The sequence below is a fragment of the Ilyomonas limi genome, from assembly GCF_005233845.1.
GTDB lineage: Bacteria > Bacteroidota > Bacteroidia > Chitinophagales > Chitinophagaceae > Ilyomonas > Ilyomonas limi.
Genome location: NZ_SZQL01000035.1, coordinates 1 through 15975, shown reverse-complemented (window position 1 = coordinate 15975; position 15975 = coordinate 1). Strand labels below are relative to the sequence as shown.

9 protein-coding genes are annotated in these 15975 nt (G+C 43.8%); 8 read left to right on the top strand and 1 reads right to left on the bottom strand.

Annotated features, from left to right (window positions below):
* Positions 1-8 precede the first annotated feature (8 nt).
* The 8 genes from FC093_RS22700 to FC093_RS22665 all read left to right on the top strand — a co-directional run bounded on the left by FC093_RS22700 (position 9) and on the right by FC093_RS22665 (position 14988).
* Positions 9-1391, top strand: a complete 1383-nt coding sequence (locus FC093_RS22700; protein ID WP_137264110.1) for a RagB/SusD family nutrient uptake outer membrane protein — start codon at positions 9-11, stop codon at positions 1389-1391.
* Between the two features lie 42 nt (positions 1392-1433).
* A complete protein-coding gene (locus FC093_RS22695) occupies positions 1434-2954 on the top strand; it encodes a TlpA family protein disulfide reductase (protein WP_137264109.1) in 1521 nt (506 codons plus the stop codon).
* Positions 2955-3288: 334 nt separating this feature from the next.
* The gene (locus tag FC093_RS22690) at positions 3289-3735 is read left to right on the top strand and encodes a hypothetical protein (RefSeq protein WP_137264108.1); all 447 of its coding nucleotides are present in this window, start codon (positions 3289-3291) and stop codon (positions 3733-3735) included.
* Between the two features lie 376 nt (positions 3736-4111).
* On the top strand, positions 4112-5608 hold the full coding sequence (locus tag FC093_RS22685; protein WP_137264107.1) for a GumC domain-containing protein: 1497 nt from the start codon (positions 4112-4114) through the stop codon (positions 5606-5608).
* A gap of 18 nt (positions 5609-5626) precedes the next feature.
* Positions 5627-9469, top strand: a complete 3843-nt coding sequence (locus FC093_RS22680; protein WP_137264106.1) for an RHS repeat domain-containing protein — start codon at positions 5627-5629, stop codon at positions 9467-9469.
* A gap of 15 nt (positions 9470-9484) precedes the next feature.
* The gene (locus tag FC093_RS22675; protein WP_137264105.1) at positions 9485-10021 is read left to right on the top strand and encodes a hypothetical protein; all 537 of its coding nucleotides are present in this window, start codon (positions 9485-9487) and stop codon (positions 10019-10021) included.
* 10 nt (positions 10022-10031) lie between these two features.
* Positions 10032-14429: a DUF6443 domain-containing protein gene (locus FC093_RS24305; protein ID WP_240743419.1), complete on the top strand. Its 4398-nt coding sequence runs from the start codon at positions 10032-10034 to the stop codon at positions 14427-14429.
* 1 nt (position 14430) lies between these two features.
* Positions 14431-14988, top strand: coding sequence for a hypothetical protein (locus tag FC093_RS22665; RefSeq protein ID WP_137264104.1), 558 nt, complete (start codon positions 14431-14433; stop codon positions 14986-14988).
* Positions 14989-15189: 201 nt separating this feature from the next.
* Here FC093_RS22665 and FC093_RS22660 read toward each other — a convergent pair whose 3' ends face one another.
* Positions 15190-15852: a transposase gene (locus FC093_RS22660; RefSeq protein ID WP_137264103.1), complete on the bottom strand. Its 663-nt coding sequence runs from the start codon at positions 15850-15852 to the stop codon at positions 15190-15192.
* Between the last annotated feature and the right edge of the window lie 123 nt (positions 15853-15975).

Genomic DNA, 15975 nt, shown 5'->3' with positions numbered 1-15975 from the left:
AAACAGCTATGAACAAAATCAGAATAGGGATACTCTGCTGCCTGCTGTGGGCAGGGGCAGGCTGTAAAAAACAGGATGCCTGGCTCAATGCCAAAAGCACCAAATCGGATGTGCTGCTCAGCACCCTGAAAGACTACCAGGCGCTGATGGATAACGACAATGTGATGAACGCCGGCTACCCGGCACTGGGTATAGTAGGTGCCGACAACTACTATATTGATTACTCCTTTTGGCAGTCGCTCTTTAATGCGCAGGAGCGTAACGGGTATATATGGGCAGCCGATATTTTTGGTACCGAACCGTCGTACGACTGGGCAAATGCCTACAGTGCCGTAGCCTACGCCAATATTGCCCTGGCGGGATTACAAGACATTACCCCTGCCGCCGGGGAAGAGAACAGCTACAACAATATCAAAGGCTCGGCCTTGTTTTACCGGGCGTTTGGTTTCTTTAACGTGGCGCAGTTGTTTGCCCGCACTTATGATGCCGCTACGGCGGCTGCCGACCCGGGCATCCCGCTGCGGCTGAGCAGCGAGGTGGCGGCAGCAGCCAGCCGGTCTACCGTAGCCGCTGTTTATGCGCAAATACTGGCAGACCTGCGGGCGGCAGCCGCTTTACTGCCGCAGCATCCGCAGTACCAGACCCGGCCTTCGCAGGCGGCAGCGTATGCCTTACTGGCGCGCACTTTTTTAAACATGGCGCAATACGACAGTGCCGGCGCGTATGCCGAGAAAGCACTGGCGCAGTATTCTGCACTGCTTGATTTCAACGCGCTGGATACAACCAGTGCCGACCCGCTGCCGCCCTTTCCCGGCAACAACGAAGTCATTTTTTATGCGGTGTCCAACTCGTTTTATATCCTGTTTCGCAATTACCTGAAAGTAGATACTACGCTCTACAGCCTGTATGCGCCCGGCGACCTGCGGCGAACCGTCTTTTACGATGCCGGCAGCCCGGAGGGTATTTACTGTAAAAGCGACTATACCGGCACCACGGAGAGCACCAAGTTCTGCGGCTTAGCCACTAACGAACTGCTGCTGATAAAGGCAGAATGCGCGGCACGCCTGGGTAATACAGCAGCAGCACTGCAAGCCCTGAATACGCTGCTGGCAAAGCGCTACCGCACCGGCAGCTTTGTGCCGGTAATAGGTACCGATGCGGAGGAAATATTAGGGCTTGTATTAACCGAAAGAAGAAAAGAACTGCCTTTTACCGGCGACCTCCGCTGGCAGGACCTCCGGCGGCTGAATAAAGACCCGCAGTTTGCTGTCACGCTCCGGCGGGTGCTGAACGGGCAGGAATATACCCTGCCGCCCAACGACAACCGCTATGTGTACCCGCTACCGCCCGATGAAATAAAGCTGAGCGGGCTGGCACAAAACCCGCGATGACTCCACTTATTTTTTCCAACACGCCTATTCAACTATTGCTATATGCCTTATACGGATCAAAAGAAACCCATCGTCTTCCTGTATGTTGCCCTGCTGGTACTTGGTTGTACAGCTGTTGGTCGTGCCCAACGTGTGCAGGACACCCTTGCGGGCAGCAGGATCGTTATTGCCGGCCACCAGGACAGCAGTGCCGAAGGCACCATCGAACTAAAAGTATATCCCTGGTATTTTGAACGCCGCAACGATGTGGATGCTATTATTTACGATACCACCACGGTACACGGGAATTACCGTTTTGCGGTACCGGCGCCGAATGAGTATTGCTATGTTTCCCTGTTTTTCAAAGACCGGGGGGACAAGTTTACGCCGGTGTACCAGTACCTGGTAGCCGCCGGCGACAGTGTGTTTATCAGCAGCAAAGGTGCCCAATTTGCTTTTTCGGGCAGGGGTGCCGCAGCGATGCAATGCCAGTACGAAGCCGGCCTGATGAACTACAATGCCCTGACAAGGCAGGAAATAGGGGACTTGCAGCCGTATGTAGGCACTTACTGGTTTACGCAGACCGTAGCGCGCAAAACCGATGCGTTCTACGCCCAAAAGCTGGCTGTGATCGGGCGCTACCGGGATAGCCTGCCGGCGCGTATGTACCGGCAACTGGTTGTTGACTGCAACGGGCAAAAGCTCCTCAGCCGTTTTAACGGCTACGATATGATCTTATCGCTGGTGCGCGATTCCGCCAACCTGGCTACTACCAGCCGGTACTACCGCGATTCTTTCCTGCATACAGACTATGCCCTATATCCGCCCGAACTGATGGTAGCGTCCAGGACGTATGCCGATGCGCTGGCTGCCAAGATTATTTTGGATATAAAGCTGCGACTCAACCATTACGGGCAGCTTACCCGCCAACCGGCACTGGCAGATTACTGCGCGTATATCCGGGCGCATTATACCGGGCTGCTGCGGCAAAAACTGCTGACCATTTGTTTCATCCGGTATTTTGAGGGCACAGCACAGGACCTGGCGGTGCTGCAGCAATATGCGCCATTAGTACACCAGGCTTATTTCCGTACCATCCTGCAGCAGTTGCAGCAGGCTAAGCTGGCAGGTAAGCCGGCATTCCCGTTTGAGCTGACCGATACCGCCGGCAATACGGTTACGCTCCGCCAGTTTAAGAACAAAGCCCTCGTGATGGCTTTCTGGTTCCGGGGCTGCCCCTCGTGCTATCACCTGGAAGAATATATGCAGCCGGTACGGGAGCACTACCGCAATAACCCGGATGTAGTATTCATCAGCGTGAACGTGGATGAAGACCGGCAGGAATGGCTCGCCGGTTTGCACGATGGTATTTACAGTGGTAAGGAGGAAATAAATGTATATACCGGCGGAAGGGGTGTCAACCATCCGCTGCCCCGCTTTTACCAGTACCAGAGTATGCCGCAGCTACTCATCATCGACCGGCAGCACCGGGTAGTATCGGCGCGGCCGGGAGCGCCAGCCAATAAAGACCTGCAGGCAGCATTTATTCAACTGGTGGATAAAGGGTTGCATGCATCTCCCTAATGAGGGATTTGTTTGGGGGAATGCTGTAAGGATTACAACGGCTAATGCCACCAGGTTTATTGTAATGCTGTAACGAAACCAAACGGCAATGGTGGAAGCTTTTGCGGTGTAAAAACACCGGCACATGAACATACCGTGCATGCAGGTACCCGCGCCCCACGCAGGGGTATCGGGTGATAAGGGTACTTTTTATGCCGTTCACGGCTACTAAAGCATCCGTCTTTAATAAGATTTTCGTAATTTATGTTATTTAGTTAAGTTAGCAGCAGGTTGCCTCGGGGCGTATCCCTGCTACTTATTTATAAACCGTTCGTATAAAAGCGTCGCTAGCGGTGTGAAGAATCCAATGATCATTTTAGAAGACTGGCTGTTGGCTATGGACAGCCGGCATGCCGATGTAATCAGTAGTACAGTGCTCGCCTATATGCCGGGTGCGCCTATGCACAATCATAAAATGGAACGCCTTGATTTAGTTGAATGGCTGCATACCTCCGCTTTTAGCACCCCTGTGAAAGCATTTGGATTATGCCTGTGCCTGGAAGCGTTGATAACAGTCATTGTAAAGGATTACGATAATACCGAAACCATACTGGCAAACTATCAACAGCAAAGAACCGCCGCTCTGGAACCAATAGACTTACTGGAACATATGGAAGCGGATTTATTAAGAACACTGGCACTCAGAAAGGAGATAAAAGCCGGTTGGCAACATCTCCGTGACACCTATTATCATCCGGAATACTTAAACAAGTATTGGCTTCAGCAGTTAACGGGGGAATGAGTGGCTGTACTACTCCTGCCTTCTTACATATATATCCCCGCTGATGGTTTCCGGTTCTACAGGATACCACCACCATTATACAAGGAACAAAAATGGTATTGTAGCTATACATACGAATCGTACAATACTCGATGAAAGCGGCAATTAAATTGCCGATTGGATATATGGTGTGCTGCAGATGCTATATCAAACTACTCCATTCAGCATCCATTTTCTTCGGTAAACCTGGGGTTTTATTAGGTATTGATTAAAACTGCATTGTTTATCTATTAACATATACGCTATATTTGCAATGCCAAAGCATCTGGAAATCCTAATATTGAGTCCGATAACCCGGTTGCTTACACACATCTCCCTATAATCTAAATAACTATACATGCGAACCCTGTTCCTTATAGCGACAGCTATATGCTGTTGTTACCTGCCTTGTTTTGCCCAGGATGGAAGTAATGGTGTTGCTGTACCAGCTAATAAGGGAATCGCAGGCATCTCTGATAAATCGCTTTCTTTTATGCAGCATAAATATTCCAGGCTTACTACTTCTATCCAGCAGCAGTCAACCAAGATGCTTCAGCGCATGCAGCGCAAAGAGCAAAAGCTCAGGAACAAGCTTCAAAGAAAGGACAGCACGTTGGCTAAAGAGTTATTTGAAGGCAGTGAAAGCAAGTACAAACAATTACAATCCTCTCTTACTTCTAAAGCAGATACTTCACTCGCTCATCCTTTACAGGAATACATACCCAATATAGACAGTTTGCAAACAGCACTATCTTTTCTTAAACAAGGTAATGCCCTGCAAAACCTGTCTGCTGATAAGCTACAACAAGTAAACAAAGCAACAGGCCAGCTCAAAGAATTGCAGGCCAGTATGCAGCAGGCGAATAATATACAGGCATACATCCGAGGGCGGCAGCAGGAGCTCAAACAGCAGCTTAAAGATAAGCTACTGAACAGCAGTATAGCCAAACAGTTCAAGAGTATCAATAAAGAAGCCTTCTATTATGAGCAGCGTTTAAGAGAATACAAAGAGCTGATTAATGATAAACAGAAGCTGGAACAGAAAGCATTAGAACTGGTGCGTAATCTGCCGGCATTTCAAAGCTTCTGGCAAAAGCACAGCTACCTGGCTCAACTCTTTCCCACACCTGCTAACTACGGCACTCCACAGGCATTGGCAGGATTACAAACCCGTGCCGCTGTTCAACAACAGCTACAGCAACGATTTGGTATGTCCAGCTTCACACCTAACAGTTCAGGAGGCGGTGCATCCAATAACTATTTACAGCAGCAGATGCAGGCTGCACAAACACAATTAAGTCAGTTGAAAGACAAGCTCAGCAACTTAGGCATAAACGGTGGCAGCAGTGACATGACCATGCCGGAGTTTAAACCTAACAGCCAGCACACCAAATCTTTCCTCAAAAGAATAGAGTACGGCGTGAATATTCAAAGCCAGAAAAGCACGTGGGGCATTCCGGTGACCAGTGATATAGCACTCACCGCAGGCTATAAGCTCAATGATAAAAGTACTATTGGTATAGGTGCAGCCTATCGTATAGGCTGGGGCAATGGTGGGCTTAAGCACATTAAGATCACCCATGAAGGGGTGGGACTGAGAAGCTATGTGGACATCAAAGCCAAAGGAAGCATCTGGCTGAGCGGAGGCTATGAACTGAACTATATGCAGTCCTTCCGCAAGTTTGCTGACCTCTACGACATTAATGTATGGCAAAGGAGCGGGCTGATTGGAATCACCAAGAAGTACAAGGTGGGTAAACATGAAAACAACATGCAGCTCTTGTGGGACTTCCTTAGCTATAACCAAATGCCAAAAACTCCCGCTATTAAGTTTAGAGTGGGATTTAAACTGTAATAATAAAACTTTCTTTTAATGAGAACTAGCAAATTGCTAATTGTACTTCTTTTTCTATCGAGCTATAGCTCCGTTCACTGCCAGTTAATTAAACAATTCTTGCCTTCACTTGCGCCTGCCAGCCCGGAAGCCTCAAGTTTTACTAAATACGGGAATTATGATGTTAATCTGTTTACCGGCATTCCAAATATCACCATCCCACTGTATGAAATACAAGTCGGAGAATTGAAGGTTCCTATTACCTTAAACTATCATACTTCTGGAATTAAGATAACAGACATCCCTTCCAGGGTAGGCTTAGGATGGGATTTACAAGCAGGTGGAAGTATTACAAGAAAGATAATGGGTAAACCTGATGAACTTTCTAATAACTATTTATCGCAGACATCCGAAAGTGAAGGAAGAGTACGTAATGGTGACGAAATACCAGCTACAATTGATGGTTTAAGATATCTGGATAACGTTCATAGGCAATTTTACGATGTAGAACCAGATATCTTTTCATACAACTTTCCCGGGCAATCAGGTAAATTTCTTTTTAACCAGAAAGATAATTATAAAGCTTATTTCATCCCATACGCACCTGTTTCTGTAACATATAACCGCAGGACTGAAAGTATTATGGATCTAAGTATGAAGGATGAGAGTGGTGCTAATTATACATTCGGTGCTCAGGAGTGGACGGAAAGTGGCGGGGGGAATCCGATTGCTTGTACCTCAGCATGGCTGCTCACAGATATGACATCTGCTAACCTGCAAGATAATATTCACTTTGCGTATACTCAAAGGTCAGGTAGTGGAATTACAGACTCTTATTATTCGGATTACATGACCTTCACTGACGCCTCAAACAACTCTACTATATATCAAGCTGATAACACAAACGGCAAATTTTATTGGGATTATAGTACAGTAAGTACCTGGTGGCAGCAATTAGATGAAATTGATTTCAAAAATGGGAAAGTTGTTTTTAGGTCAGATCCACAGCAGTCACGTGCAGATTTTGGAGGACAGTATCAGCTGCAACATCAACTCAACGCTATAGAAATATATTCCTACAATGCTATTTCAGCTACCTATGCATTAATACGTACTATTAAATTTAATTACGGCTATTTCATTAAAGATGCTGATATTAATACAAAAAGATTAAGATTAGATAATGTTCAATTTGTTTCCCCTTCGAATGAAATAGTGCAGACATATACTTTTAATTACAATAATTCTATCGCACTACCAAGCAATATCTCAAGAATGAAGGACTATTGGGGTTACTTTAATAACCAATTGAATTATATACCTGGAACGCAAACTGAAACCGGAGTGCCTCAACGGACGATTACAGCCATTGATGGCAATTCTGGTGCACAATTTCAAGCTACTGTAGGAGGTACTAATCCAAATGCAAGAGAGCCAAACATGGACTATATGCAGGCGTATATTCTGCAAAGAATCACTTACCCTACAGGGGGATACACTCAATTTGAATATGAAACTAATAAATACTTAGATGACGATAATAATCCTAAATATGCAGGTGGTTTGAGAATTGCTTCCATAAGTAATTATACAAGCAGTACTGCTACTCCTATCAAAAAAGTATATACTTACGGGAATAATGAGTCGGGGTATGGTAGAATGAATTTTGCAATAGAAGAACGTTTTTTTACAAGTATACAAAATCTTAGGTATGGAAGAGACGGTTCAAGTACTTGTATATCGCCTGTAGCAACATGTACACAAAGGACTTATTTTGCTAACCCAACAAATGATTTAGAAGGATGGGATGGAGCCCCGGTAGTTTATCCAACAGTAACAGAATATACAATTAATGGAACATTCAAAAATGGTAAAACAGTTTATACATTTTCAGACAAAGAAGATGCTAAAACATCTATTATTGGATTAGGCATACCCCATTTTGATTCATATCATTTCATAAGAGGACTTTTAAGAAATAAGGCAGTTTACAAGATAAGCGCAGACCAAGTAAATTATACGTTACTTACTGAAAGCAAAAAAGAATATCAATTTTTTCCTTATCAGTGGAGCGTGGGTGGTATTGGTCTAGTTGTGTATAAAAAACTAATCACACAAGATTATCTCTATGGAGATATTTTTTGCGGATCTTCAACAGAAGATTCATATAACGATCTTTGTCATTCCTTTACAGATGAGGGGAATTACTCATACAATAGCTATAATATTGTTTCCGGCGATAACAAATTAATAAGTGAAACCAATATTGTATATGATCAAAGTGATCCCACAAAATCGGTTTCTACTATTACCACCTATACTTATGATGATTTAGACCACTTGCAACTAGCCAGTATTCAGACTACTAACAGCAAAGCACAAAAGGTAACTACCACAAATACATATCCATATAATTATACAACATCACCTTATACCGAAATGGCTGCCAATCACATTTTTGATAAAGTGGTTTCTTCTGCAAAGATCATTGGTACAAGCCCTGGTACGCCGCTGACAGCACAATACAATAATTATAAAAATTCCTCACTCGATAATTATGTAGTTGGATCTATTCAGACGACTACCGGTTCAAATCCTAAGAAAGACCGGGCTTATTTCAACGGCTATGATGACAGAGGCAATATACTGGATATGCAGAAAACAAATGATATACACATGAGCTATGAGTGGGGGTATGATAATATGTATGTTGTAGCGCAGGTAAGTAATGCACAAAACAGCTGGATTACTAAAACAAAGGTTATATCGCAAGTTAGTGCAGGGTTAACAGTAGGGGCAAATTCCACCAACAGCACATCCATAGAAAAGCAGATTGAGGTGGCACAAAGCGGCTCTGTAATAATTACCCTTGGAAATAGTCAGACTACCCAGGAAACAGTTACCGGTTCTATAACGATTACAAAGCCAGATAACACTAATGTAACCCAAAGTGTTTCAGTTATATTGGGCAAAGGCTGTGACAATGGAGCAACAATTACTTTTAATAATATTCCGACAGGAACCAACACTGTTGAAATACTTCTGAATTCAAACAGCCATCCTTTCGGATTTTGTGGAACAGTCAAATACCCCGGTGAAATTATCAATGTCAATACCGAAGGGGTAAAGGAATTTTTTTATAACAGTTTTGAAGATATTACCGGAAATGAAATTACAAGTAATACATGTGCCGGTAAAGTAAGTTATGATAATTCAGGTACAAAATACGTTGTGCCTTTCCAAAAACCCAACAGCAGGGAATATATAATTGATTACCACTATAGGAGTAACGGCAAATGGATCGCAGTCACTAAGCCTTTTACAAACAATATGACTTTAAATGAAGGTGATGGCATAGACGAAGTACGTGTTTATCCCAAAGATGGACAGATGATCACCTTTTCTTACGAGCCACTTATTGGCTTGACTGGTCAGTGTGATGCAGCCAATCGTATAACTTACTACGAATATGACGGAATAGGAAGACTAGCCCGCATACGGGATATGGACAATAATATCTTGAAACAGTATTGTTATAACTATGATGGACAAAATGCACCCTGTAACGTACCATTTTGTGTAAATGCTGCTGCAAGTTACTCCAATAGTATACCGGTCAAATATACCGTTGTGATGACCAACACCGCCACTTCAGCCAATTATACTTTCACAATTAATGCGGCTACCAGCAGCGGGGCTGTAACAGGCAATCAAACAGATATCCCCTCTGGTATTTATAACATTACCATGACCCCACCAAAAGGCACAAATCAAAGCGTGACATTCCAGGCAGGTGATATCACTCAGCAGGGCACCTCCTTCTCGGCTTTTAATATATCGGTGGAATGTCCTAATACGCTTCCTATTTCCATTCACAATTAAACATACTTCACAAATATGAAACGATACCTGGTTGTTATTGCCCTATTGTTGTCCTTTGGCATAAAGGCACAAACTGTTTATGGGCTGTCTTTCCCTGCCCTTGACGGGCAAACCATCAGCCTGGAAGGATATAGCGGTAAAAAACTGCTGGTAGTAGTTCTCAATGCCGCTGCACCTGACAGTAAGCAGTTGCAGATGATCGACAGCTTCTATAATGCGAACAAAACTACTTTGTCGGTGGTTGGTGTGCCGGTAGAGGACTTTGGAACACCGCTCAGTGATACCGCTTTGTCTTCTTATCTAAAAGATAGCCTGGCATTACATTACCCCATCGCTCAAACAGGCAAAGGCAGTAAGGTGAATGAAGAGGATCAGCAGCCTTTATTGCAATGGCTCACTCGCGTAGATCTGAACAATCACTTTGACAAAGACATCACTGCAGATGGCCTGAGCTATATGATCAGTGAGTCGGGCGTCTTGTTCGGATTGTTCCAGAAAACGGCTCTTCCTGCAGAATTGGAAGATGCTTTACAACAAACCATAAATAACTAAACCATTACTGATGAATTGTAGTCAGTCTATAACGATACGATACCTGCTTATTATCTTGTTGCTATCAGGCTTTTACTCCCTGGGATATGCCCAGGTAACGCAACAACCTTATACTGCAACCGGTAACTATGTCCGCACTTGGACAGCACAGAAGCCCCAGACTGATCCGAATGCCCTGGCGGCTGACGTGGTGCTCAATAATGTAACCATGACCACCCAATACTATGATGGGTTAGGACGCCCTATAGAGAAGGTGGACCGTTGCGTTACTCCCAGTGGTAAGGACCTGGTGGCCCCTACCTTCTATGATGCTTTTGGGCGGGAGGTGTATAGCTACCTGCCGTATGCTTCCAGCGATGGAGATGGCAGCTTTAAAACAGATCCTTCGGCTGAGCAGGCTAACTTTTTTAGTGGTCCAGCGAGCCCTGTTGGCGGGCAGGGAGAGACCTTCTACTACGGGCAAACAGATTACGAAGCTTCGCCGCTCAATCGGGTATTAAAAACTTTTGCACCAGGAAACAGTTGGGCAGGCAGCCGCGGCACGGCTACAGAGCATAGTGTACAGCAGCAGTATAATGTTAATAAAGCGGCTGATGCGGTGCGAATATGGACTATAGGCGCTGCATTTGGTAGCCTGCCGCAAAGTACTGCAACATACGCAGCAGGGCGATTGTATAAAAACATCACCATTGACGAAGCTGGTCACCAGGTGGTTGAATACAAAAACAAGGATGATCAGATTATTTTAAAGAAAGTACAGCAAGCTGATGTACCAGGTGTTGACCATACCGGTTGGCTCTGTACTTATTATGTATATGACAATTTCGGTAATCTGCGCTTTGTAATGCAACCAAGAGCAGTAGAAATCATCAACTCTGGCTGGGTAGTAACACAACCAGTGGCAGACGAACTATGCTTCCAGTATGGGTATGACGATCTTTTTCGCATGGTGATCAAGAAAGTGCCGGGAGCAGAAGAAGTATATATGGTATATGATGTAAGAGACCGGCTGGTGATGACTCAAGATGCTAACCTGCGTGCCAGTTCGGGCGGAAAATGGCTGGTGACTACCTATGACAATCAGAACAGACCTATCAAAACAGGGCTGCTTACCGATGCTAATAACAGAACCTTTCACCAGGGGAATGCCAATAACAGTACGGACTATCCGGACATCTCCGGCAGCAATTATGAGCCAGTAGCACAGACCTGGTATGACAACTACGACTGGGTAGTAGCAGAGGGCAATCCCGTACAGGGAGCATTCAGTGACAATGGTGTGAACAGTTTCTTTTATACCCCCTCCAATAATGTGTTCCCTTATGCGCAACCGGTAGCTGGTCTCTCAATGGCTACAGGAATGGTGACCGGTACCAAGACCAAAGTGCTGGGCACTGCCGGCACTTACCTGTATAGTTCTATGTTCTATGATGACCGGGGCAGGGTAGTACAAGTCAACAGTACTAATGTAACAGGAGGCAGTGACCTGGTAACCTCCCAATACAGCTTTGACGGCAAGCTGCTGGTACAAAGGGAGACCCGGCGCAAGGCAGGCACGAACTCACAGGCGTACAATATAGTTACCCTCAATACGTATGATGCAGCCGGACGGCTGGCTACTATTTCTAAAGCACCTACCAGCGGTAATCCTACCAAGATAGTGCAAAATATCTATGATGAGCTGGGCAGGCTGGACGTAAAAGCCCTCCATCCCGGCAATACCACTACGGGTGCATTAGAGTTGCAGAACTATGATTACAATATTCGCGGATGGCTGCTGGGGATGAACCGGGATTTTGCCGAAGGGACCGGGGCAGCAAACAACTCATTTGGTTTTGACTTGGGCTACGATAAAACGGCTGTCAGTACCCTTGGCAGCTATGCTAATGCACAGTACAATGGCAACATCAGCGGTACCGTATGGAAAAGTATAGGCGATGGAGAGATACGCAAATACGACTACAGCTATGACAATGTAAACCGCTTGCATGCTGCAGACTTTAACCAGTACACAGGAGGCTCCTTCAACCGGAATGCACAGGTTGACTTCAGTGTAAAAAACCTGGATTATGACGCCAATGGCAATATTGTTAGTATGCAGCAGTGGGGAATGAAGCCTACCGGAGGTAGTGGTATGATAGATAACCTTACCTACACCTATGTAAACAATAGCATTGATAAGCAGACACCCAGTAACCGGCTACAGAATGTAAACGATGGTGTAAACGACCAGCAGACTACGCTGGGTGATTTTCATTACTCGCCTGCCTATACCGCTGATCTTGGAACAGCCAAAACTAACACTACCGTAGATTACGGGTATGACGGTAATGGTAACCTCATCAGCGATAAAAATAAAGATATTACAGGTATTACTTATAACTACCTGAACCTCCCGGAGCAGATCACGGTGCAGAATAAAGGCACTATTACTTATACCTATGATGCCGGTGGCAATAAGCTGAAGAAAACGGTGGAGGATATAACAGCCAGCGGCAAAACAATTACTACCACGACTACCTACATAGGAGGGCTGGTATTTGAAAGCAAAGCCACCAGTCCTGTTGATGCCAATAACCCGGATTATACGGATCAAATGCAGTTTATCAGCACTGAAGAAGGCAGGATGCGCAAGAATGCCAACAACGCGTATATCTTTGAGTACTTCCTGAAAGATCACCTGGGTAATGTGCGCATGGTGCTGACTAAAAAACAGACGGATACCTATCCTACCCTCGACTGGGAAGGGGCGAGCGGCTCACCAGCGATTACTAACCAGGATGCGGTGTGGAGCAACAGCAGTGGGCAAGCAGTAGGTGTTGAAGCCAATCGCATTGATCGCACAAGTCAGGATATACCAGCACCCGGCTTTACCGCTGCCAGCAGTGGTAATTATGTCAGTAAAAAGCTGCAGAAAAGCACCGGCGCCTTTGGTGCGGGTATGCTCTTGAAGGTAATGAGTGGCGACCAAATCACTACTTCGGTGGATTATTACTTTACCGATATAAGTGCAGATAACCAAACCGCCGATGGGTTAAATACCTTAACTAACAGCCTTTTGGCAGCTATTACCGGCAGTTCCGGGGTATCAGCAGGAGCCAAAGCAGGAGCAAGCACCGCTGTGACTACTATGAGTACAAGCGGCAGCACGGCAGATTTGTTCCTGAGCGCAGAAAAGTCAAGCACTACTCCTAATCAACCACCGAAAGCATTTATTCATGTGCTGTTGTTTAATGAACAGTTTGTTTTTGATAATGTGAATAGTTATGTAGAGCAGGTAGCAACTGCTAATCAAACGAAGACAATCACTAAAGCCGTTAATGTCCAGAAAAACGGATATGCGTATATTTACTTCAGTAATGAGAGTGAAAGTATAGTATGGTTTGATAACTTTACACTGTCGCATGCGAGAGGGCAACTGCTGGAAGAAACACATTATTATCCGTTCGGACTCACCATGGCAGGAATAAGCAGTAAGGCGGCGGCGTTTGGAGGAAGTGAGAATCATTTGAAATACAATGGCAAAGAGGAACAACGTAAAGAGTTCAGCGACGGTTCAGGACTGGAATGGCTGGATTATGGAGCAAGAATGTATGATAACCAGATTGGACGTTTTTTTACGGGAGATAGGTTCGCTGAAAAATATTTTGGATTAAGCCCTTTTAATTATGCAGCAAATGACCCTATTAAATTTATTGATGTCAATGGTGATAGTACATATTATTTCAGACCAGACGGCTCCTATTGGAAAACTGTCGATGATGGGAAAAAACAGATAACTGGAATGTATTTTCAGAATAGTAAAGTGAGTTCGATATCTATGAATAATGGCATCACCTATGAAAAAATAACATACAGTGGCGGTATATCTTTTGAATTCAATGACATAGATGTAGACAGATCTACAATTTTGGATGAATCTATGACTTTAAACGTAATAACGAAATCTGATATCAACAATGCGATGGTAGAAAGTGGAGTTACAGATCCTAAGAATCAATCAGACAGATGGTCCTATGCTGAGAGAGAAAGTAGACCTTATGGTACTTCTTCTGTTATGTCAGGAAAAAGCAATGGAAAAATGGATTATTTTTCAAGTAGCTCACTAGTGAAATTGGGACAGTTACATTTAGTTCTTCCCGGTGTTCCAAATATGAAAGCGGTGGCATACAATGATTATGACTTTGGTAATTTCTTGTGGGGACGTGGTATGAAAACATTGGGGTATAGTCTTGATGCTGCTATATTAGCATCTCAAGTAAATAATGCATTTAATAGTAAAAGTGATAATCCCAATAAGAAATACAGTATTTTAGATTCTCCTGCAGATCAAAGGGCAATAAAACATGGTTATTTGTATGAACAGGCATCAAAGATAATTAGAGTTTTGAATACAAGCTCCTATTGATATGATAAAGTATATATTTATATTAACTACAATCATTAGTGGATGTGCCAATAAAAGTAGCGATATAAAATTGCAAGGCTCCATTGATACATTAATACAAGTAGTTCACCAAAATGACTTAAGTATTTTATATAATGTTTCTATTAAGCCCAGAGAGTATTCTATTGAAAGTGAAAAGCAAATAGTTCGCTTCCAAGTTCGCCTAAATAAGAAGACTTTTAGTATACCCGTATTTGATGGGGATATTCCCTTTAGTAAAGGAAACTACTTTGATTTATTTGCTTATTATCAGTTAAAAAATATTCATAACAGAGATTCTGCAATAATACAAGGCAAGGATTATAGTGATAGAGTGATGGGCTTGTATCGAGTATTGAAAGTACATGAAATTCTAGGTGGCCTACCTAATGTTGGAGAACTAGTTATTTTTAAGTTGCTTGATGGTAGTCAAATTCTATTCATTCCAGACACAAGTAAGATTTTTAATAATAAATGGAAGGAATCTGTATATTTATCTTCAAAGAAGATAGATAAAAATCTCTACATAATTAATAAATAACTAACTACTCCGTTCCTCGGGGCGTTAGCGCAGCGCACTTCGAAGTAAAAGATAAGGCAGATCTTTTGACCTGCTTTATTATTTTCTATCGCTGAGCATTTTTTCCAGCCATTCATTTTTGCCTTGTTCAGCTTTTAACAACCGCTCATAAAGTTCTATTATTTTCTTCTCCGCATTCTATCTTACTGACCAAATAAAAAATCAGGCAACGGCTTTGAGTGTATTTACGAAGGGCGTGTTTCTGTTGATAACAGCAAAAGCTCTGCTGATGAGCTTGCAGCGGATAGCATTGAGCACGAGCATTTTGTTTTTACCTGCTGCTACTTTTTTGTCGTAATAAAGCTTTAGCTGCGGATCATATTTCTTAGCTGTCAGTGCAGCCATATTTAATGCTGTCTTTATTTTTTTATTGGCAAGAGGACTTACTTTGGTTTTGCCTCTCACGCTTGATCCCGACGAGTATTCAAAAGGTGCAACACCGGCAAAGCAGGCAAACTGGTGGTAAGTCTTAAATAAAGTAAACGCCTGTGTGTAAGCTATGAACATAATGGATGTTTGCCTGCCAACACCTGGTATGCTCTGCAACAGTTCATCTTGATGGTTAAAAACATCATTGCGCTTTATCAGGGTGTCTACGGACTTTTCTATTTGCTTCAGCTGCTTACTTAAAGCTGCCATTATTATCTTATTGTGATGCAATGTTGTTTTCAGTACCTGTGCGGGCAGATAGTTTTTGTTTTCAGCAGTAGCAGCGAACAGGTTAATTGCTTTTACTACTTTTTCCCGTTCAGCCAATAATAATCTGAGTTCTATAAAGTCATCCTGTGGCAGTTCAGATAGCTTTAACTCATGTATATGTGACAATGTAAGCGTCCCGTTATTTCGGTCAGTTAGGAGGTAGAGTTTTGTTAGTTCGATTATCACCTACCGCTTTATCCACTAAACGGCTCTCTTCAATTTGAAAGGGATTGCCGTTCGCCGTTTGTG

Excerpts from the sequence above, each read along its gene's own strand:
- FC093_RS22675 (WP_137264105.1), top strand. The coding sequence starts at position 9,485 with ATGAAACGATACCTGGTTGTTATTGCCCTATTGTTGTCCTTTGGCATA.
- FC093_RS22680 (WP_137264106.1), top strand. The coding sequence starts at position 5,627 with ATGAGAACTAGCAAATTGCTAATTGTACTTCTTTTTCTATCGAGCTAT.
- FC093_RS24305 (WP_240743419.1), top strand. The coding sequence starts at position 10,032 with ATGAATTGTAGTCAGTCTATAACGATACGATACCTGCTTATTATCTTG.
- FC093_RS22695 (WP_137264109.1), top strand. The coding sequence starts at position 1,434 with ATGCCTTATACGGATCAAAAGAAACCCATCGTCTTCCTGTATGTTGCC.
- FC093_RS22665 (WP_137264104.1), top strand. The coding sequence starts at position 14,431 with ATGATAAAGTATATATTTATATTAACTACAATCATTAGTGGATGTGCC.
- FC093_RS22700 (WP_137264110.1), top strand. The coding sequence starts at position 9 with ATGAACAAAATCAGAATAGGGATACTCTGCTGCCTGCTGTGGGCAGGG.
- FC093_RS22685 (WP_137264107.1), top strand. The coding sequence starts at position 4,112 with ATGCGAACCCTGTTCCTTATAGCGACAGCTATATGCTGTTGTTACCTG.